The sequence below is a fragment of the Nonlabens ulvanivorans genome (assembly GCF_000732625.1).
GTDB classification, from domain to species: Bacteria; Bacteroidota; Bacteroidia; order Flavobacteriales; family Flavobacteriaceae; genus Nonlabens; species Nonlabens ulvanivorans.
The window spans coordinates 135,917-155,391 of sequence record NZ_JPJI01000026.1 but is presented as its reverse complement, the minus strand read 5'-3'; the positions used below and the strand labels follow the sequence as shown (position 1 = coordinate 155,391).

Annotated in this window: 22 protein-coding genes; 8 read left to right on the top strand and 14 right to left on the bottom strand. The window is 35.3% G+C overall.

Going from position 1 to position 19,475, the window contains the following annotated elements:
- Positions 1-10 precede the first annotated feature (10 nt).
- From IL45_RS04520 to IL45_RS04500, 5 genes are read right to left on the bottom strand one after another with little or no spacing between them, the layout of a single operon-like run.
- Entirely contained in the window at positions 11-394 is a 384-nt protein-coding gene (locus tag IL45_RS04520; protein ID WP_036580865.1) for a DUF3037 domain-containing protein, read from the bottom strand.
- Complete coding sequence (locus tag IL45_RS04515) at positions 384-1,163, bottom strand: HipA family kinase (protein WP_036580863.1); 780 nt, start codon at positions 1,161-1,163, stop codon at positions 384-386. Before IL45_RS04515 ends, IL45_RS04520 begins: the two co-directional genes overlap by 11 nt.
- A gap of 52 nt (positions 1,164-1,215) precedes the next feature.
- The gene (locus IL45_RS04510) at positions 1,216-1,860 is read right to left on the bottom strand and encodes a TMEM175 family protein (RefSeq protein ID WP_036580862.1); all 645 of its coding nucleotides are present in this window, start codon (positions 1,858-1,860) and stop codon (positions 1,216-1,218) included.
- Positions 1,861-1,917: 57 nt separating this feature from the next.
- A complete protein-coding gene (locus IL45_RS04505) occupies positions 1,918-2,688 on the bottom strand; it encodes a S1/P1 nuclease (protein WP_036580861.1) in 771 nt (256 codons plus the stop codon).
- Positions 2,689-2,748: 60 nt separating this feature from the next.
- Positions 2,749-3,477, bottom strand: a complete 729-nt coding sequence (locus IL45_RS04500; protein WP_051788648.1) for a M90 family metallopeptidase — start codon at positions 3,475-3,477, stop codon at positions 2,749-2,751.
- Positions 3,478-3,646: 169 nt separating this feature from the next.
- Here IL45_RS04500 and IL45_RS04495 point away from each other — a divergent pair, with 169 nt between their 5' ends.
- The 8 genes from IL45_RS04495 (at position 3,647) to IL45_RS04460 (ending at position 9,433) form a co-directional block, all read left to right on the top strand.
- Complete coding sequence (locus IL45_RS04495) at positions 3,647-4,981, top strand: histidine kinase (protein ID WP_036580857.1); 1,335 nt, start codon at positions 3,647-3,649, stop codon at positions 4,979-4,981.
- Position 4,982: 1 nt separating this feature from the next.
- The gene (locus tag IL45_RS04490; RefSeq protein ID WP_036580854.1) at positions 4,983-5,279 is read left to right on the top strand and encodes a 2TM domain-containing protein; all 297 of its coding nucleotides are present in this window, start codon (positions 4,983-4,985) and stop codon (positions 5,277-5,279) included.
- A gap of 2 nt (positions 5,280-5,281) precedes the next feature.
- Positions 5,282-5,575, top strand: coding sequence for a 2TM domain-containing protein (locus IL45_RS04485; RefSeq protein ID WP_036580851.1), 294 nt, complete (start codon positions 5,282-5,284; stop codon positions 5,573-5,575).
- Between the two features lie 2 nt (positions 5,576-5,577).
- Positions 5,578-5,847, top strand: a complete 270-nt coding sequence (locus IL45_RS04480; protein WP_036582023.1) for a 2TM domain-containing protein — start codon at positions 5,578-5,580, stop codon at positions 5,845-5,847.
- Position 5,848: 1 nt separating this feature from the next.
- Positions 5,849-6,610 (top strand): LytR/AlgR family response regulator transcription factor, encoded by a 762-nt coding sequence (locus tag IL45_RS04475; RefSeq protein WP_036580850.1) that lies wholly within the window; start codon positions 5,849-5,851, stop codon positions 6,608-6,610.
- 169 nt (positions 6,611-6,779) lie between these two features.
- Positions 6,780-7,463, top strand: coding sequence for a DUF4331 family protein (locus IL45_RS04470; RefSeq protein WP_036580848.1), 684 nt, complete (start codon positions 6,780-6,782; stop codon positions 7,461-7,463).
- Between the two features lie 26 nt (positions 7,464-7,489).
- Positions 7,490-8,074, top strand: a complete 585-nt coding sequence (locus IL45_RS04465) for a DUF4331 family protein (RefSeq protein WP_036580845.1) — start codon at positions 7,490-7,492, stop codon at positions 8,072-8,074.
- Between the two features lie 69 nt (positions 8,075-8,143).
- The gene (locus IL45_RS04460) at positions 8,144-9,433 is read left to right on the top strand and encodes a tetratricopeptide repeat protein (RefSeq protein WP_036580842.1); all 1,290 of its coding nucleotides are present in this window, start codon (positions 8,144-8,146) and stop codon (positions 9,431-9,433) included.
- 198 nt (positions 9,434-9,631) lie between these two features.
- On the opposite strand, the gene IL45_RS04455 is transcribed toward IL45_RS04460, so the two are convergent.
- The 9 genes from IL45_RS04455 to IL45_RS04415 form a co-directional block, all read right to left on the bottom strand.
- Positions 9,632-10,273 carry a hypothetical protein gene (locus IL45_RS04455; RefSeq protein WP_146128651.1) on the bottom strand — a complete coding sequence of 214 codons (642 nt, stop codon included), beginning with the start codon at positions 10,271-10,273 and terminating at the stop codon, positions 9,632-9,634.
- 113 nt (positions 10,274-10,386) lie between these two features.
- The gene (locus IL45_RS04450) at positions 10,387-11,175 is read right to left on the bottom strand and encodes an anti-sigma factor (RefSeq protein ID WP_051788645.1); all 789 of its coding nucleotides are present in this window, start codon (positions 11,173-11,175) and stop codon (positions 10,387-10,389) included.
- On the bottom strand, positions 11,172-11,711 hold the full coding sequence (locus tag IL45_RS04445) for an RNA polymerase sigma factor (protein WP_036580839.1): 540 nt from the start codon (positions 11,709-11,711) through the stop codon (positions 11,172-11,174). Before IL45_RS04445 ends, IL45_RS04450 begins: the two co-directional genes overlap by 4 nt.
- A gap of 79 nt (positions 11,712-11,790) precedes the next feature.
- The gene (locus tag IL45_RS04440) at positions 11,791-12,426 is read right to left on the bottom strand and encodes a superoxide dismutase family protein (RefSeq protein ID WP_036580836.1); all 636 of its coding nucleotides are present in this window, start codon (positions 12,424-12,426) and stop codon (positions 11,791-11,793) included.
- A gap of 47 nt (positions 12,427-12,473) precedes the next feature.
- On the bottom strand, positions 12,474-12,962 hold the full coding sequence (locus IL45_RS04435) for a hypothetical protein (protein WP_036580833.1): 489 nt from the start codon (positions 12,960-12,962) through the stop codon (positions 12,474-12,476).
- Complete coding sequence (locus tag IL45_RS04430; protein ID WP_036580830.1) at positions 12,962-14,176, bottom strand: bifunctional alpha/beta hydrolase/OsmC family protein; 1,215 nt, start codon at positions 14,174-14,176, stop codon at positions 12,962-12,964. The genes IL45_RS04435 and IL45_RS04430 overlap by 1 nt, the downstream gene beginning before the upstream one ends.
- Before the next feature lie 174 nt (positions 14,177-14,350).
- Positions 14,351-17,476: a WD40/YVTN/BNR-like repeat-containing protein gene (locus IL45_RS04425; RefSeq protein ID WP_036580827.1), complete on the bottom strand. Its 3,126-nt coding sequence runs from the start codon at positions 17,474-17,476 to the stop codon at positions 14,351-14,353.
- A 78-nt stretch (positions 17,477-17,554) separates the two neighbouring features.
- Positions 17,555-18,619: a flavin monoamine oxidase family protein gene (locus tag IL45_RS04420; protein WP_036580824.1), complete on the bottom strand. Its 1,065-nt coding sequence runs from the start codon at positions 18,617-18,619 to the stop codon at positions 17,555-17,557.
- 62 nt (positions 18,620-18,681) lie between these two features.
- The gene (locus tag IL45_RS04415; RefSeq protein ID WP_036580821.1) at positions 18,682-19,428 is read right to left on the bottom strand and encodes an SDR family NAD(P)-dependent oxidoreductase; all 747 of its coding nucleotides are present in this window, start codon (positions 19,426-19,428) and stop codon (positions 18,682-18,684) included.
- Positions 19,429-19,475: the final 47 nt, after the last annotated feature.

Here is a 19,475-nt window from a genome sequence, read left to right as displayed (position 1 = left end):
TAAGACGATTTTAAAGTACATAGTCTTCAAATAATTCCTCTAATGTTTTTTCAGGGTCATCGGTTAGACCTGGATGTGTTTTAGAACTTTGAATAATCGTACTCCTACAAGCAGATAGCCATCTGAAACGATCAGATAGTTCCATAGCTCCTATTTTACCACCTGATAAACTTCCATCACAAACTAATTTCCACGCCTTAAGGTAATCTTCAAAAACTGTAATGTTGGCATCTGGATCAAAGGCTTTTAATTTATCTAAATCAATGTGATATTTAATACCTACGTATTTTTTGCGCTTGCAAAACATAATTACACCTACATTAAAGAACTCATCTCTTTCAACTCTAGGAACTATTCTTATAACAGCGTATTCAAATGTAAATCTACCTTGCATCTATAGCTTCTTTAATAAGTGCATCAATTTTAGATAAACGCGTCTTTAAAAATAAAGTGTAGGCATTTTTAATCTCTAGACCAGTCATCTCGTCTGTTTCACTTGTCAACCAATCTGCGGGAATACTTGAGATTATATCTGTAATTTTCTCTAGACTCAGTGATTTTTTGATAATTGCAGCAGCTTCTTCTAGTTTAGTTGCTTTAGATAATAAAACATGATCCTTAATTAATGGAAAAGTTCTTGTTAAATGATTTTCCCAGGTGCTCCAGTCATGATGAAAGTAAAAGCTTGCGCCATTATCAATGATCCATAATTCTTTATTCCAGTGCAATAAATTAGTGTTTTTTGCAGTGCGGTCTATATTACTAATAATACTATCCAGGAGTACCACCTTTGAGGCCGTAAGAGCATCTATTTCACTTACTAATGGATCGTAAGTTATAGAGCCAGTTAAAAAATGTAATCCTAAATTTAAACCAACGCTAAATTTAAGTAGGTCTTGTATCTCTTCATCTGGTTCTGTTTTACTGAAAGAGTCGTCTAGATTCATGAACACGATTTCAGGTACGTTAAGACCTATCGAGCGAGCCATTTCTCCACCTATAAATTCAGAAATTAGAGCTTTTTTTCCTTGTCCAGCACCTCTGAATTTTATGACATAGAGAAAGCCATCATCTGCTTTAACGATGGCTGGTAGTGAGCCGCCTTCTCTTAAAGGTTGTACATATCGTACTACATCTACGGTACGAATTTCAATTTTATTCATAAATCTAATTTACTAAAAAAGCGTCTGATACAGGCTTTTTACATCGTACAGTTTATTTTTTACTCTTGCGAGAATTGCGTCTACCACGTCGGGTACTTTTACGGCTATAAACTATGTCAATAAATTTAAGTAAAGGCAATAATAGGATAGGTAACAATCTAGAAAGGATTACAAACTTTAAGGAAACGATTATCGCTAGTATCCATATAAGACTCTCTGCTAGATCTCGAGTTTTGACCCATTGTAGGGTGATTTTTTCTTTAGGATTATTTAATAAGCCATCTTTCTGAATCCTATATACCATTAAATATTTGAACAAGCAGAGTGCTATTATATTTCCGGAATACACCATAAATGGTTCGTTTATATAAAATGTCTTGCAATAGAAAGCTGTTGTAAACGGCATTAATACTACCATAAACAATATCACGATATTGATCCATAGTACCGATGCAGTATAATGTTTAATATGCTTAGAAATATTCATGTGACTAACCCAATAAACGGCTATCACAATAAAACTAACTGTATATCCTATAAAGTTAGGAATCAGTTGGGAAATATTATAAGCAAAGGTTTTGGTTTGTATCGCTTGATAACTAGGAACTGCGAGGTCCAATACAAGCAATGTCATGGCTATAGCAAATACGGCATCAGTGAAGTTGTTAACTCTGGTTTTGTCGTAGGTAAGATTCATTTAGTAAATATATAAGATTTTAATAATTACGCTTTCGCGAAAGCATAAACTAAAATCCTATCCTAATACTTCATTGAGTAATGCCGCTAGTCGTACTCCACCTTTCTGCAATTGTCCTTTAAGGACATCAAAATAATCGTACATATACCTGTAACCCAGTTTTTGCCCTACAGTAGTATTTGCATAAATGTCTTTTACTACTATACGACTATCTTCTAACCAGTCTCTATGGGTACCACTAGCCATAGTTTTGCGTTCTTTTTTGGAAAGTTGTGGCATATTCATCGCTAGTTCACTATAGGACATCCCATAACTTTCAATCATTTGAGAATCCCAGACGCGATGCAAATTTGTTCCATCTCTATACCATCGTACTTGAAAATCGTTGCCGCCTTTATCTTCACTTATTCCTGTGTGTAATGGCTGGTGTAGATCACCTATAAAATGAACTAATAGACGCAGCTGGAAAGCTTTTTCTTCCTTAGTGGCAGTATCTGACTTTAAGGTAGCGATGCAGTGATCAATGGCCTGTATAATATCACCTTTTTCACTATGTGGATGTGTGTCATACGTTTTGTCAAATGGTACATTTACATAATGCTGTGGTCCATAGGCTCTATATAGCGTATCGCTCTTAATATCGTCTGCATAAGTAGATACTAAGGCAAGGGATTCTCCATCTAGTAATTGGGCAATCGCTTTACGAGCTTTTTTATTGAGGTATTGCTCTGCAATCGCTCCAGTAGCGCGATGACCTGTTTTTCCCCAATCGTCTGCTTGTGCAGTAAAAGCTACTAGAAATACTAAGAAAGTGATGATAAAACGCATGAATCTATTTTTGTGGCAAGTTACTATCGCCTTGATTTAATAATGTTAGGTATTTATTAATTATTCCTGATCTGGCGTAAAACATTTTGACAACATTTGATAGATGTCTGGATGTTTGCGTTTCATTAATTTGGGTCTCGAGAAAAAATACTCTGCTGCAACCGCAAAAAACTCTATCTGACTACTACCACCATAATGACGTATATCTGATTTATCTTTATTAATGCGCTCCATTTCTTCATGCATTAAGTTAATCCAAGGTATGACGTATGATTGTTCTAATAAAGCATGAGGTATACCATCAATAGTACCATCCATTTTATCAATAAGGTGTACAAACTCGTGTATAGCGGTATTTAATTTATCGGTTTCATTTTTAAAACCATGGTAAAGTGCTTCTTTAGAAAGTATCATTTTATGATTCCATTTACCAGTTCCTACCATACCAAAAATGCGTCTACCATTTCCATGACCTTCAAATTCTAGATCTTCATTAAAATGTTCTGGTAAAAGAATAACTGTTTTTAAGTTACTATAATGCCAGTCTGGAAATTGAAAAACAGGAATGATTGCGCTTGCCGCTATTAATAAAGCATCTGTCTCTGTAGGTTCTGTTTCTATAGTTTCAATCTCAATCTCATCTAAGAAAGCCTGCATGCGCAGTTTAAAAAACAATCGTTCTCGAGGCTCGAGTTTTTCATAAAAGTTGACATGTTCTAATAGTATTTCGTCCCAATGATCTGTGGATGGAGCTGGTGACTTTTTACGGAAAAGATTAAAAATGGGCATGCAAGAAATGTATTATAAAAGCTAAATATAATAGCCGAAGAGTGATTTTTTACAATTGAGTTGTGTTTTTCTACAATTGGGTTATTATGACTTTATATAAAGAGAAGACTGCTTCATATTTGTGCTGTTCTAAACGAATAAAGTATTTTTAGAATTACAAACAGAAAGTATGTCATTTAAGAAATTCATAAAATTTATAATCGCAGGTATAGTTATCTCTATTGTCATTAATTTAATTAATGCATACATGAGAGGTGGCTTTTTAACCATCGTAAAAGAAATAGAAGGTTTTGGTATAAACTTTATGTTTTCTATCGTATTAACAGTGGGAAATCAATGGTGGTTTGATTTAATGACCAAAAAGTATTCTTGGAAAGAACATACTTTAAAACGTATTGTTCTTGGTGCAGCAGGATCAGTAATCATTACTATGGTTTTATTAACCATACTTAACTTTTTTACTTATGTGGTCATCTATGGAGGTAGCTGGGATAGCTTTGTGAGTAATCAGTCTATAGATTGGTATTTGTTTGGGTTATTTATTACCCTAGTGATGACACTTATCTATCATGCTATTTACTTCTATAGATTGTCTCAAACTCAAAAAGTAAATGAACAAAAAGTTATTGCAAGATCTGCAACCGCACAATTTGACGCTTTAAAAAATCAGTTAGATCCTCACTTTTTATTTAACAGTTTAAATGTGCTCGTCTCTTTAATTGAAGAAAACCCTAAAGCGGCTACTAAATTTACGACATCGCTTTCTAAAGTATATCGGTACGTACTAGAACAACGTAATAAGGAACTAGTAACTGTAGATGAAGAACTGAGTTTTGCTAGGGCTTATGTAGGTTTACTTAAAACCCGATTTGAAGATAGTATAGAAATAGATATTCCACAAAAAAGCTCAAATCCAGAGATGAAGGTAGTACCATTATCCTTACAGTTACTGCTAGAGAATGCCGTAAAGCACAATGTCGTAAGTGATAGTAAACCGTTAAAGTTGCGCATTTATGAAGAGAATAATCAATTGATTATTGAAAATAATTTACAGAAAAAGCAAGTAGCTAATACTAGTAGTGGTGTAGGACTACAAAACATAGCGTCTAGGTATCAATTACTGACTAAACGTAAAATGAGCATCGCACAAGATGATCAGTTTTTCAGAGTACAAATTCCTATTCTAATTAAATCACAAGATGTATTAACCGCAAATATAGAAGACATGACACCAGTAGAAGACATAAAATTAATCAAAGCAAAAGAACGAGTGGCCAGCATTAAAGAGTTTTACGATGATGTTGTTAAGACAGTAGGTATTTTACTTTTTCTAGCCGCTATCAATTACTTTACATCAGACTTTCCATGGGTGATATTCCCTGCGATAGGTATGAGTATAGGGTTAGTATTTCAATACTTGCGCACTTATGAAAACAATGCGTTTCTAGGTAAAGGCTGGGAAGACCGTAAAATCGAAGAATTAATGAACGATAAAAACTTTTAAGATGAAAAAAGAAGAAACATATCAAGAACGTTACACAAGAGCAAAGGCTCGAGTTGAAGAGATTAGATCATTTTATAACCACTTATTAATCTATATCATAGTTAATATAGGAATCGCTTCACTCAATTATTATCAAAATGAATGGGAATATGCATGGTTTTTATTTCCATTAGGTGGATGGGGAATAGGTCTACTAGGTCACGCACTAGGCACATTCAGTGCAAATCCATTTACGGGTAAGAATTGGGAACAGCGCAAGATCCAGGAATTAATGGAAAAAGAACGTTTAAATAACTAGTTATGGAATCTAAATTTAACGAGCAAGAAGCACGTGAAAAAGCCCAGAAACGTGTCAAAGATATCAAAGGGTTTTATGATCACCTGATTGTATTTATTATCATTCATTTGTTAATTCTAGCAGCGGTACTTTATTTTAATGGTGATTTAAGGTTCTTTATAACCTTTACATTATTAGGTTGGGGAATTGGACTATTTATTCATGCACTAGTCGTCTTTAAATGGAATCCATTTACAAGTGAAGATTGGGAAAAGCGTAAACTTAAACAGTTTATAGAGGAACAAGAAAAACAATAATGATGAGCGACGAGTTAGAAAAGGCAAAGAGAAAAGTTAGAAATATTAAAGGTCTTTATAACCACTTGATCATTTTTGTGGTGATGAATTTAATATTCCTTGCGGTAGTGCTATACATTGACTTTAGTGTGAACTATTTTATTAACTTCTTTGTTTTACCATGGGGAATGGGCATCTTTATCCAGTGGATGATTGTCTTTAAGTGGAACCCATTTGTAAGTAAAAAATGGGAAAAACGTAAGATTAAAGAATATTTAGATAAAGAAGATTAATATGAAAGCTATAATCATAGAAGACGAAAAACCGTCTGCCAGAAGATTAAATCGCATGTTAGCAGATATCGGTATTACACCAGAGGTGATGCTACATTCTGTACACGAGTCAGTAGAATATTTATTGAATAATCCTACACCAGATCTAATCTTCTTAGATATACAATTAAGTGATGGACTGTCTTTTGAAATATTTGATCAGGTGGACATCAATAGTGCTATAATTTTTACCACAGCATATGACGAGTATGCATTACAGGCTTTTAAGCTTAACAGTATTGATTATCTATTAAAACCTATTGATGAGGATGAGTTAAAAGCAGCAGTAGAGCGATTTCAAGTACGCTTCCGCGAAAGCGAGAAAAAACAGCATATAGATTTTAATGAAATAGCAAAAATGTTAGGTAATCCTGTAGATCGTGTTTATAAGAAACGATATACTGCTAAAGTAGGTGAACATCTTAAATTGTTTAATACAGACGATGTACAACTTTTTTATTCTGAGAATAAAGGTAGTTATCTAAACTTAGAAAATGGTCGCAACTACCTTATAGATGATAAACTAGAAGCGATAGAGAAAGAACTAGATCCAGCTCAGTTTTTCCGCATATCTCGACAAGCGATAATAAATGTAAATGCAATAGATGATATGATATCTTATACTAACTCGCGCCTCAAGATCAAAATAAATTCTTTTAAGGAGATGGACTTAATAGTAAGTAGAGAACGAGTAAAAGATTTTAAAAACTGGCTAGAGAAATAAATGATACTTTAAGTATTTGATTTTAAGCGACTCACTAATAGGTGAGTCGCTTTTTTTATGTATTGGGTTGATTATTTAGACATTAAGAGAGTTTTAACAATAGAATTAAAACTGCATCTAGTAATCCTGCGTAGGTAAGGTATATAACAATTTATAAAACCCAATTAACATGAAAAAAATTGCCCTTTGGTCTAGCCTTGCACTTGCAGTATGTGTAGGAGCGTTTATCGCAGCAGATCACTTAGATGCACCAGCTGTGGCTAATACAACAGCAGACATCGCAGATTTTTACGCCTTTGAAGGTGCAGACGCTAACTCGACAACATTTGTTGTGACATTACCTGCAGCAAATGCATCAGCTCAATTTGATGAGAATGTTCTTATTGAAATTAACATTGATAATACTGGTGTCGATGCAGGTACCACAGGTGTTACAGAAGATTTAGTAATTCAAGCATTGCGTCAAGGTGATAAGATGTACTTCTTTGGTCCTTATGCACCATCATCAACTGGCCTTAACAGTACGATTGATACTAATGAGCTTGCTGCTAGTGTAGACATAGGTTCTATGACTACTGTAGGTGGCGTTAATTATTTTGCTGGATTAAGACAGGATGCATTCTTCTTTGATTTTGAAGCCTTCAATAATGTGATTAGTATGGCACCAGCTACTGGTTTTGGTACTACTGGTAATAACACATTTGCGCCATTGAATGTAAATGCAATAGTTATTGAGGTACCTAATAGTATGTTAGGAACAGCACCTACTCACATCGTTGATCAATTACTTGCCCCTAATGGTCCTGGTTTGCCAGTGGCTTATAATGTATGGGTAGAAACTAAAAGAAGATAAAAACTAACAATTTAAAATTTACAAAAATGAAAATATTTAAATATTTAATAGCTCTTACCGCTGTTGCTGCACTTACAGTATCATGTGGTGATGATGATGATATAGTAGGAGGTAACCCAGCAACGACAGACTTTTCTGGAACTTTTACACAACAAGATCAAATGGGTCGTCCAGGAATCAATACTGTTTTTACACCTACAGAAGCTGATGAAAATATGTTTAACGTGACAGTTCCGGCAAATGGAATCGCCATGTTTCAACCTACGTTTCAAGCTCGTATAGAAGCATATTATAATGCATATGGAGCAACTTATGAAAATAATATTCTAGGATTGGATTTACCTACTTTAACTACAGCACTTGCCTTAGACGTGCTACAAGTATCTCCAGATGCGCCTACTTCTTACTTTAGTGCCGCTGGTGTGCCATTAACAGGTCGTGCCATTGAAGATGATGTTATCGACGTGTCATTAATATTACTTTTCGGTGGTAATACAGGAGCAAGATTTGATGGTAATAACGGTACTCCTAATCTTGTTTCAGATAATGTTGCACAAGAAGCAGGAACTTCTTCTACAACGTTTCCATACCTAACTGCAGCGCAGTTCTAGATCATTTATAATTTATAACTAGGCTTCCCTAAAGCCTAGTTATATTTTTAAGTACAACAACCCCAAATCATGAAAAATCTCATCACTCTTTTATCTTTATTGCTTCTTATTTCTTGTGCCACGGCACCAGATCAAAACCAAGCAATAATTACAGACATTAACGACTTTCAATCCTATCTTGATAGCGATAGAGATGCCCTAGTCGCAACATTAAAATCAAAAACAGCTCCACTAAAATTAGATATTGAGCAAGACTCTACTCGTATTGTACAGATGTCTCGATTAGCAGGATTAAATAATCAATTGTATGACCTAACTGGTGATATCAGCTATTTAGAAAAAGCTGTAAGCTTGCGCGAAAACGTACTTAAAAGAACAGCGATAAAACCAGAAAGTGCGCGAAGATCACTTGCACAGATGTACATTAAACAACATCGTTTTAAAGAAGCAGATAGTTTAATGAAAAACGAGGTAGCAAACGAAAAGCAAGACCATCTAGTCAAGTTTGATATTGCTATGGAGTTAGGGAATTATGTTGAGGCAGAAGAATTATTAAACACTTTAAGAAACTTAAATGATTATAATTATCTGATTAGAGCGGCAAAGTGGAACGATTATAAAGGCAATCTAGACGATACCATTAGATTAATGGAAAAGGCCATGGAACTTGCTGAAGAAAGTGGTTCAGAAAACCTCATGTTATGGAGTTATTCTAATATTGCAGATTATTATGGGCATCATGGAGATCTCGCTTTGTCTTACAAATACTATTTGAAAACACTTGAGTTAGATCCACAAAACGATTATGCTTTAAAAGGAATATCATGGATAGCATATTCTAATGATGATGATACAGCATTAGCAACACAAATTATAAACAAGTTACAATCTCGTCATCATATTCCAGATTATAATCTCATTCTTTCAGAATATGTATCTTATCAAAATGATGAGAAAAAAGCTCTTGAATTAAGGGAATCATTTTTAAAAGAAACAAATAAGCCTGCATATAGAGGTATGTATAATACCTATAGAATTGAAAATTTATTGGCAGGTACTGAAGCACAGCAAAAATCTGGTCTAGAACTTGCGATTATCGAAGTAGAAAACCGTGCCACTCCAGAAACTTATGATTTGTTAGGATATGCATATCTGGTTAATAAAATGCCTGTAATTGCATTAGAAAATCACAAGCAATTTGTGCAGAATAAAACATTTGAACCTGTAGCACAACTACATCTAGCTCAAATTTTTAAAGAAAATAAATTAGTTGACGTTGCTCAACCTATTAAGAATGAATTATTAGAGGCACGATATGAATTAGGTCCAGTCACTTATAAAGAAGTAGAACAAATTTGATAATCGTTAAAGAATCATCAACTCATAAGTAAGTAAGTAAATAAGTAAAACAGAATGATGATTCACTTTCCTCTCAAATTGTAAAGTCTAGGAAGATGCATGAGTATTTCTAGATGGCTTTGGGGAAAGTCTTTTTGGTTGGTTAGTTGGGATTCCCGATTTGCGTTTGCAGGTCGGGTTTCTGTTTTAGATACCAACTTATATGAAAATTTGTCTTTTATATTTTGGTGTTATTATCGTCACTTCTTTTGTATTTCTATTTTGTAAATTAATGTCAATATTTGATTTAAAGAACATCTCATTTTCTGTTTTATAGATGATTTGTTCTTGATTCTCGCATTTTTCAAATTCTTTAGTGGTAATTAGTTTTCCTGTGGATAAATTATAATCCACAGTTAACCAATATTCACAAAGCTTAAAATAGTCGCTGGTATAACCTATAAGCTCAAATTGATTATTTTGATATCTATATTTATCGGTATAAGACCATTTCCAACTACTGCCGCCAGAAAAAGCTATCAATAAAGTACCATGATCTATTTCAATTCCGTCAAATGGATCACTCATCATAATGTCTTTCTGATATTTTAAAATTGCATTCTCTGATGAATGCCACAAGATCCACATTCCATTAATATTTCTATAAATTTGAATGAGTCTTGTATTTCCTGACTCTAATTTTTCAATAGTTTCTAGAACTGAAACTTTTTCATCGATTCCATCAGCATTTAAATCTCCATATGTCTCAGCAATGATTTTATACTTACCTGAGAAGGTGTTCTTTTCACTTGTTAGATGAAGGCTTAAAATAATTATTGTAATAATGATAATACTTTTCATCATAAAAGGATAATATACGTTACCATGTTGGTCATAGGTAACCTTATAAAAATAGAACAAAAAAAACCAGCTCTTTAATAAGAACTGGTTTTAAAATACAATTGATAATAGTATTATCCTTTATCTATTACACCTAGTGTGTAAAGTCGTTCTAGGGTAGGAGCATCGGCACCACCAGCTTCCTCTAGAGTAATTCCAAATGCTTGAGTATCATATGCGTTATCTATTCTTAAAAGCTCGTTATAAGATTCTTTTTCTATAGGTAGAGTACCTAAACTAGTAGGCGTTAATGGATCTAGAGTTAAAGACCATAATTGATATACCATATTTTCTGGCACCTCTGGTAAACCTTGAATATCTATATAAGTAACATTTTTCTCATTGTTATAAAAAGCAACGGCGTTACTAGATTCAAAACCAGCCTGACCAGCTAAATTTACTTTAACCGTTTCCGGATCTGATAAAACTTGTAGGGTAGATGCGTATTGCGAATTAATACTTTCTATTTCTATATTCTCAGTTTCTAGAAATTCCTTTTGTTGCTCAATTTGCACTATTTCTTCATTTGTCTCATTATTTGCATTATAGAAATAACCAGAAGCAATTAGTAACAAACCAGCTGCAGCCCATCCTATATAAGGACTCCATGAGCTAGGTGATTTTACTACCTTGTTTTTAGCACCTATAATCGCTTCTAGCTTAGCATAGGTCTCATCGTTATGATCTGGTGCAAGTCCTGCAGCCAGTCGCTGATATGCATTTTCTATACTTATAATTTCTTCCAGTACCTCAGGATGCTGTTTTGAAATTTGTGCGATTTCTTGAGCTCTATTTGCCGGCAATGCACCGCACACATATAATTCAAGATCACCACTGTCTATTAATTCTTTTGTGTCTATCATTCTCCCATTACATTACGTAATTCATTTACACATTTTCTGTGCCTAGTTTTGAGAGTGCCTTCTGGAATATTTAATTCGGCAGCGCCATCTTTAAAAGTAAAGCCTTTAAAGAAAATCAAGTCTATTATTTTAATGCAAGTAGGCTTTAGTTTATTTACCCATTTCATTATACCTAGACTGTCCGTTTGCACTTCCATTTCATCAGTCGCATCCTCTGGGATATTTACGAAATAATCACGACTAAGGTTTTTAAGATTATTCTTATGTGCTTTAGATCTTAGATGATCTATAGCAGCATTACGCGATATATTTAATGCCCATGTAAAAAAGCGTCCTTGCTTTACGTCATATGATGATGAGTTATTCCATATTTTCATGAAAACATCCTGTAAAACTTCTTCAGCAACAGCATCATCTTTAACCACGGCAAAAATAATTCCTCGTAAGGCCTCATTATATCTTTCATAAACACGAGAAAAAGCCATTTCGCTTCCTTCTTGCATTTTGAGTATTAGTAAATCGGGTTGATTACTCATATATAAATATTGTAAAGTTCAAGATGCAAAAAATCCGCGAGTTTCCACGCGGATTTTTAGTTAATTATTTTGAACAGAATTACTCTATAACTCCGCAAGCTACTCTAGCACCAGCAGCTCCACTAGGTTGTGATTCAAAGTCATCTGCAGTAGCATGTACAATAAATGCTTTTCCTAAAACATTGCGTGTATCGTCATCGCATCCTATACACCATTTATCAGTGTTAAAAGTTAGTGTTGCTCCACCTTCATCATTTGCGATTAGATTACCTATATCTCCCATGTGGTGATCGTGATCGCCCCATTTACCATGATCTTCTGTTGTTGGATTCCAGTGTCCACCTGCACTTTTACCATCATCACTACTACAATCACCATTTTCATGGATGTGTATAGCGTGTTCACCAGCAGTAAGACCTGTTAATGATACGACCATATTGACCTCTTTTTCGCCTTGAGTTAAAATAATCTTACCAGTTACATCACTACCACTTTTAGAGCCCATCGCTACAATAACCTCTTTACCTATCATTAAAGTATCACCATGATCATGGTCGCCATCATCGTGTGAGTGTCCTCCATCATCATCGCCACCATCGTCATCATAAGACATATCGTCGGTGATATCGTTAACTTGTTCTTTGGTAGATTCTTTACAAGAGTTTAAACCTACTATTAATCCTAGTGCCACAATGGCTACTGTTATTTTTTTCATGGTTGTTTAATTTTGATTTAAAAATAAGCAACTCTAGTTGATTTTCATCATAAGAGTTTCTCAAATTTGATAGGATTATGATTTCCTATTTTAAGGTTTTCCATAATGTTTAAGGCTATATCAACACGTTTTTGAGAGTCAGTTACTCGATAAACCATAAAGATGATGTTACGTTGTTTACCTGGTAATAGAGATTCAAATATCTCATAAGCTTCATAATCACTTAAAAGAACAGCTTCAAGTTCTTCTGTCATAGGAGCTTGATATTTACTAGTGTCTTCTCGCATGTTAATTTTTAACGAGTCTCCTGCGGTCACTCCTAGTGTTTTTTGATTGGCCTTTGAAAACATCATGTAGATGACGCCATGTTTTTTTGCAATACCTGCATATAGCGTAATTTCTTTGTCGTTTGCTATTACAGTGGCTACAACTCTTTTAATTTTATCTGTAGCTAGTTGTGCTGCGATATCATCAGGTATTAAAATGGCTCCTGTATAACCATTATTACCTATAGACGTTTCAAAGGAAAAGGTCATTAACGTACTAATTTAGTAACTACTTGAGTGTCGCTATGCAAAGTTTTGTGAACTGGACATTTATCTGCTATTTGGAGAAGTCGTTGTAGTTGTTTTTCATCTAGGTCTCCTGTAATTTTAATCTCTCTGGTAAAGGTGTCTATTTTTGCACTTGATTCTTCACAATTCTCACAATCTATCGCATGTTGTTTATCATAATCTACATGACATTCTACATTCTCGATCAACCATTTTTTACGTCTAGCGTACATTTGAATGGTCATGACCGTACAAGCTGCTAATCCACTGGATAAAAGCTCGTATGGATTAGGACCAAAGTCATTACCACCTATACTAGTAGGTTCATCAGCTATAAAATAATGATTACCTGCTCTCATTTGTGTAGTAAATAAGCTATCATTATTTAGACTGGCCACTACATTGTGTCTTGTTGCTAATGTGATATCTTCCTCAATATCAATATACCTAGAGGACCATCCTGCAATGACCTCACCTACATATTTAGAATCTTTCTTATCCATTAATAGATGGTCTGCACCATCTAAGCTAACAAAACTCTTAGGATGAACTGCCGCATGATACAACTTCTCTGCGTGCTCAATACCTACTGTTTGATCTTGTGGAGAGTGCATGATCAGTATAGGTTTACGTAAACTTTTAAGTGTTTGTGTCACCTTTTGTTCATTAAGGTCTTTAAGTAATTGCTCTTTAATTTTAAACGGTCTGCCACTTAATTGTACGGTAGCCACTCCATTTTCTACGATAGCATCAAGTTGATCACCAAATAAATGTCGAACATGTTTAGTATCACTAGGAGCACCTACCGTAGCTACCGCTTTTATGGAGTCTGCTTTTGCAGAGGCATATATCACAGCAGCACCACCTAGACTATGTCCTACCAGTAGGGAAGGAGCTTTATAATGTTCTTTTAAGTAATCAATTGCAGCCAATAAGTCATCAACATTTCCTGAGAAATTGGAGTCGGCAAAATCACCGTCACTATCGCCCAATCCTGTAAAATCAAAACGCAATACACCAAATCCTGCACTAGTCATAGCTCGTGTAATATTCTTTGTGGCACTGAAGTTTTTACTACAAGTAAAACAGTGAGCAAAGACGGCATAACTGTGTGGATGCCTGTCTGCAGGTAATTCTAAACGGCCACTAAGTTCATAACCAGCGGTATTTTTAAAGTTGATTTTCTCAAAGTTCATGCGTTTCTCTATTTATCTCTACAATTTACAACATCACTATATAACACTAACTATGGGCGGGAATTATGCGTAAGGAATCAGGAAATTTTTGATGATTTTATCATTGTGTTTAATTCCTAATATATAGTTCATATTGTAATGCACGATATTGAGCTTAAACTGTTGTATTTCATGCTATTCCCATAGATCTATTGTCACTTCTTTCATCTCAACTACAAAAGGGTCCCAGTTTTCAGTAAGCCATGTTTGTGACTCAATAATTCTTTCGTTTGCTAATTCTCTAGCTTGATTAAATAATTGTGTTTCTGTAGCAGTTTGTGGACCTTGACGGCTGCTTATGTATTGATTTGCTAATCCTATACGATTCATTACAGTGACTTCAGGATTACGAGTAATTCCCTGACGTTTATCAGGTGTGCCAAAATACTTATTCTGCTCAAGTTCAATACCTTTTATAATAGAATCGGTTCTTTTGATTTGATCTTTGTATGCTTTTTTATCCTTATCCTTCATCAACTTAAGGAAGGTTTGGGCTTTCTTTTTATTTTCGGCCAGTTGCTCAGTGATTCCAGATACGGTAATCGATAGGGCTTCTAATCTTTTTTGTGCATCATATTTAGACTTCATGTCTGCCATGCTCAGTTCATCAATCCTAGGATCTTCTTTAATAGTAATACTGGTTTCACTTTTAGTATTTCCATATTCTAATACGGCTCTATACGTGCCTGGTAATACACGGACACCACTAGGTTCCCTTTTTGAAGTATTAACTTTTCTTGATGGTCGATCAGCACCTTTTTCTCTCATTCTCCAGCTCCAGGTATGTATACCTTTTTCTTTAGGAGTTTTGCTAGATAACGTGCGTATTAATTGTTCATCATCATAGATTTTTAAATAGATTGAATCTGATTTTACGGTATCGTTTTTTGCTTTTAATTCTTTGTCAAAGAAATATTTAAATTTTGCATCACTACCACGGTTTTCTCCATGGAACATCGCGTCTGCGCCAAATCTACTTCCAGTAGGTTGTTGATATCTAGCAAAGTATGCAGTAGGTGGCTGGTATAGAGCAATAGGTTGTTGAGGTTGTGCTTTCGCGAAAGCAACAAAAGGAGCAAGGTCGTCTAAAACCCAAGCCGCACGACCAAATGTACCTATCACCAGATCATTCTCGCGCTCTTGAATAGCAAGGTCTTTCACAGAAACGGTAGGGAAACCATTAGTGTATTTTACCCAATCATCGCCAGCGTTAATACTTACGTATAGACCATCATCAGTACCTAAAAACATCAAATTGTTCTCTTCTGGATGTTCAATGATACATAAGGCGTAGCTTTCTACATCATCACTATCTACAATTCTAGTCCAACTTTTACCATAGTTAGTCGTACGATATGCATAGGCCTCAAAGTTGAATCTACGATAATCATTTGCCACGAGTAGGGCATGACCTTTTTTAGTTTTCGAGGCTTTTATTTGAGTAATCCAGCTGCCTTGCGGTAGACCTTTTAGACCTTTTGAAATATCATCCCAACTATCACCACCATTTTTTGTGATGTGTACTCGGCCATCGTCTGATCCTGTGTACAGAACATCACGTTCTACAGCACTAGGTTCTATGACTAGTATAGTTGTATGATTCTCTGCTCCAGTAGCATCCATGGTTAATCCACCAGATTCTGATTGTTTTTGCTTCTCAGGATCATTAGTTGTTAAGTCTGGAGAAATCACTTTCCACGTCAGTCCTTTATCTGTAGATTTATGAACAAACTGACTACCGAAGTATAAGGTAGCGCTATCAAACGGATCCATGTTGATGGCAGCATTCCAGTTAAAACGTAATTGTACATCTGGATCTGGATGTGTAGGTCTAACACTATAGTTATTACCGGTTTGCCAGTCATAACGACTTACATATCCTTGTTGACTCATAGAATACCCGAATCTACTATTATCTGGATCTGGAACGACATCAAAACCGTCACCAAAGCTGATTTCTTGCCAGTAACTATTTCTGATACCTTGCGCACGCCATGAGTATGCTGGTCCACGCCAGCTACCATTATCTTGCATACCACCATAAACGTTATAAGGCACTTCATTATCTACATTAATATGATAGAATTGTGCCACAGGTAGATTCCCTATAAATCGCCATGTCTTTCCACGATCACGTGTGATGTTTAAACCTCCATCATTTCCATCGATCATAAATTTACCGTTAGTAGGATGGATGTACCAGGCGTGGTGATCTGGATGGACACCATTATCTGCATTATAAGCAGGCATCAGTTGTTTAAAGCTTTTTCCACCATCTTCAGAGACGTTTATGTATGTGAAAACAGAGTACACACGATTCTCGTTTTGTGAATCCACATATATTTCAGAATAATAGAAAGGTCTATTACCTATATCACTTTTATCATTGATCTTTTTCCACTTAAAACCACCATCTGTGGATTTGTACAATGCATTTTTCTTTGCCTCTACTAGTGCATAAACAACATTAGGCTCGCTAGGAGCAATGGCAACACCTATACGACCTAGTTCACCTTTAGGCAATCCATCTTCAGCGGTAATTTTTTTCCAGTTTTCTCCACCATCATGTGTCATATACAATCCAGATCCTTCACCACCAGATTTAAAAAACCATGGATCACGTTTGTGTTCCCACATGGCAGCAATTAATTTATTAGGATTTGTAGGGTCCATTACTAGATCTGCCGCACCAGACTTATCGTTTGTGTAAAGAATTTTTTTCCATGTTTTTCCACCATCAGTGGTTTTAAAAACACCACGTTCTGGATGAATTCCCCATGGTGAACCTATCGCAGCGGCATAAACAACATCTGGATTAGTAGGGTCAATAATGACTCTATGAATGTTACGGGTTTTTTCAAGTCCCATAGATTTCCATGATTTACCACCATCGAGTGACTTGTATATACCATATCCACCGTTCAAAGAGTTACGTGGATTTCCCTCGCCAGTTCCTACCCATATCACACTAGGATTGGATTGTTGTATGGCTACAGCACCTATAGAAGCAGTAACTTCATCTTCAAAAATAGGTTCCCAGGTCACGCCACCGTTTTGTGAACTCCATAGTCCTCCACTAGCTGTACCTGCATAAATGATATCTGGATTATCGTGTACCACATCTATAGACGTCACACGACCAGACATACCGCCGGGACCTATGTTGCGAGGTTCTAGATTTTTAACTAATTCTAAATCAAGTTTTTGAGAAAATGCGAAGCTGGAAATCAAGCAAACGCATAATAGTAGAGTTCTTTTCATGGTAAAAATTATAGAACTCTAAAGATAAGTCATGAAACCGCTTTCGCGAAAGCGTGTTAACAAAGCATTTGGATTCCGTTAACTATTTGAAGAAACTATAAATTCAAAAACAGACTGCGCCCTTCTAACGGCACCTTCCATATAACCTGCGTATTGAGAAGCAGTTTCAGTACCAGAAATGATTAGTTTATTGTTAAAGTACAAATGATTATATACTGAATGGCCATTGTTTTGATGAGGTGATAATAAATAATGACTTTGCGCCCGAGTGAATTTTTCTTGAGCCCAACATTGTTCCTCATAAGAAATGAAATCTAGAGCTTCTTTACCTAAGAATTCCTCTAATTGATTTAAAATCATTTTTTTGCGCTGGGATGACGATAAATCTGAAAGCTCTGGTTTCATAAATCCAGCAAGTGCAAAACGATTTTCATTATAGTTAGTATGATCATATAGTTCTGTAAATGGACCTACATTGCTGAAACAAGAACCGGAAAGGCCTTTCTCTTTCCAGAACGGTTTATGGTAAGAGAGCCCAAATTTTATAGAGTCTGCCATCCATGTGTGTGTGTTATTTGCAATGTTCACTAAAGAGTCTGGAAGGTCAGGAGTAAACTCAATATTGTTAACTAGCAATCCTGGCGGAATGGTTGAAACAACCAAGTCAGCTTGGTAAGTAGACTTTGAAGTCCTTACATCCATTTGATGAACATTTTCTTCAAGGTTTAATACCGGTTCATTAAGTTTTAAATCTATAGAACTCAATACGGAGGAAAGTTTTTTAATGATAGAGTTTGTGCCACCAGCCATTCGATAACTGGGTTCTTGATTTTCTGGCAGTTGAAATAGTTGTGGTGGCTGGCGAGCCATGGATTGATAATAAGCGTTACCAGTCGCAAATTGTTGATGTATAGGTATCTCTAATTCTTTAAGGAGATTGAGAAGATTGGTGTTTTGGTTCCATAACCATGCTGGACCTAAATCGATAGGAGTTTCACCTGACGTATTTTTAGTAAGAATGCGTCCTCCTAAACGATTTCTTGCTTCAATTACCGTGATTTGATAATTAGAGTTTCTAAGCAAGTAAGCCAGTGTAAGTCCGCATAATCCAGCTCCTAGGATGATGATATTTTTGTTTTTCATAAAAGACAAAGCAAGGTCTTAATAATTCTATTAAAACCTTGCTTAAATGTATTTAGAATATTTTAATTTCTTCCAGCTCGTACACCACCATCCGTATCCCAAATCGCTCCAGTTACCCATGATGCTTTATCAGACAATAAGAATGTAATCGTATTAGATACGTCTTGTGCGGTACCATTTCTACCTATAGGATGAAAGGCATTGAAACCTTCAAGTGCCTTTGCTGCTTCATCAGATCCACCGAAAACGCCATCGTACACTGGTGTATGAACGACAGCTGGTGATACTGCATTAACACGTATGTTATGATCTGCAAGTTCCATCGCAAGATGTTGTGTTAAGGAATGTAAACCAGCTTTTTGCATAGAATAAGCACTTGAAGGTGTTGCTTTTACGGCTTGCTTTGCCCACATAGCGCCTATATTAACAATGGATCCACCTTGAGTTTCTTTCATTTTATTTGCAACGGCTTGTGTAATAAAAAAGAATCCACGGTTCAAATCTTGATAAGAATCATAATCTGCTATAGTATGATCTAAGAATGGTTTAGGTCCAAAGATACCAGAAGCATTTACCAGATAATCCACGTTGTCTAATGTGTTTATCGAGTTTCTAAAGTTCTCTACTTCAGATTTGTTAGTAATGTCTACTTGATGTTTGAATAGATTGGGAGCATCTGCTACTTTATCTGTATTACGACCTACAATATGAACCTGAGCTCCTTGTTGTAATAAATCTTGAGCAGTAGCATTTCCTATTCCACTGGTTCCACCTATTATGATGGCTACTTTGTTTTTAAATTCTGACATAATAAAAGTTTAATAAAGACAGAACAGTCTGTCTGTTTTAGATTAAA

Excerpts from the sequence above, each read along its gene's own strand:
- IL45_RS04520 (WP_036580865.1), bottom strand. The coding sequence starts at position 394 with ATGCAAGGTAGATTTACATTTGAATACGCTGTTATAAGAATAGTTCCT.
- IL45_RS04515 (WP_036580863.1), bottom strand. The coding sequence starts at position 1,163 with ATGAATAAAATTGAAATTCGTACCGTAGATGTAGTACGATATGTACAA.
- IL45_RS04510 (WP_036580862.1), bottom strand. The coding sequence starts at position 1,860 with ATGAATCTTACCTACGACAAAACCAGAGTTAACAACTTCACTGATGCC.
- IL45_RS04505 (WP_036580861.1), bottom strand. The coding sequence starts at position 2,688 with ATGCGTTTTATCATCACTTTCTTAGTATTTCTAGTAGCTTTTACTGCA.
- IL45_RS04500 (WP_051788648.1), bottom strand. The coding sequence starts at position 3,477 with ATGCCCATTTTTAATCTTTTCCGTAAAAAGTCACCAGCTCCATCCACA.
- IL45_RS04495 (WP_036580857.1), top strand. The coding sequence starts at position 3,647 with ATGTCATTTAAGAAATTCATAAAATTTATAATCGCAGGTATAGTTATC.
- IL45_RS04490 (WP_036580854.1), top strand. The coding sequence starts at position 4,983 with ATGAAAAAAGAAGAAACATATCAAGAACGTTACACAAGAGCAAAGGCT.
- IL45_RS04485 (WP_036580851.1), top strand. The coding sequence starts at position 5,282 with ATGGAATCTAAATTTAACGAGCAAGAAGCACGTGAAAAAGCCCAGAAA.
- IL45_RS04480 (WP_036582023.1), top strand. The coding sequence starts at position 5,578 with ATGAGCGACGAGTTAGAAAAGGCAAAGAGAAAAGTTAGAAATATTAAA.
- IL45_RS04475 (WP_036580850.1), top strand. The coding sequence starts at position 5,849 with ATGAAAGCTATAATCATAGAAGACGAAAAACCGTCTGCCAGAAGATTA.
- IL45_RS04470 (WP_036580848.1), top strand. The coding sequence starts at position 6,780 with ATGAAAAAAATTGCCCTTTGGTCTAGCCTTGCACTTGCAGTATGTGTA.
- IL45_RS04465 (WP_036580845.1), top strand. The coding sequence starts at position 7,490 with ATGAAAATATTTAAATATTTAATAGCTCTTACCGCTGTTGCTGCACTT.
- IL45_RS04460 (WP_036580842.1), top strand. The coding sequence starts at position 8,144 with ATGAAAAATCTCATCACTCTTTTATCTTTATTGCTTCTTATTTCTTGT.
- IL45_RS04455 (WP_146128651.1), bottom strand. The coding sequence starts at position 10,273 with ATGAAAAGTATTATCATTATTACAATAATTATTTTAAGCCTTCATCTA.
- IL45_RS04450 (WP_051788645.1), bottom strand. The coding sequence starts at position 11,175 with ATGATAGACACAAAAGAATTAATAGACAGTGGTGATCTTGAATTATAT.
- IL45_RS04445 (WP_036580839.1), bottom strand. The coding sequence starts at position 11,711 with ATGAGTAATCAACCCGATTTACTAATACTCAAAATGCAAGAAGGAAGC.
- IL45_RS04440 (WP_036580836.1), bottom strand. The coding sequence starts at position 12,426 with ATGAAAAAAATAACAGTAGCCATTGTGGCACTAGGATTAATAGTAGGT.
- IL45_RS04435 (WP_036580833.1), bottom strand. The coding sequence starts at position 12,962 with ATGACCTTTTCCTTTGAAACGTCTATAGGTAATAATGGTTATACAGGA.
- IL45_RS04430 (WP_036580830.1), bottom strand. The coding sequence starts at position 14,176 with ATGAACTTTGAGAAAATCAACTTTAAAAATACCGCTGGTTATGAACTT.
- IL45_RS04425 (WP_036580827.1), bottom strand. The coding sequence starts at position 17,476 with ATGAAAAGAACTCTACTATTATGCGTTTGCTTGATTTCCAGCTTCGCA.
- IL45_RS04420 (WP_036580824.1), bottom strand. The coding sequence starts at position 18,619 with ATGAAAAACAAAAATATCATCATCCTAGGAGCTGGATTATGCGGACTT.
- IL45_RS04415 (WP_036580821.1), bottom strand. The coding sequence starts at position 19,428 with ATGTCAGAATTTAAAAACAAAGTAGCCATCATAATAGGTGGAACCAGT.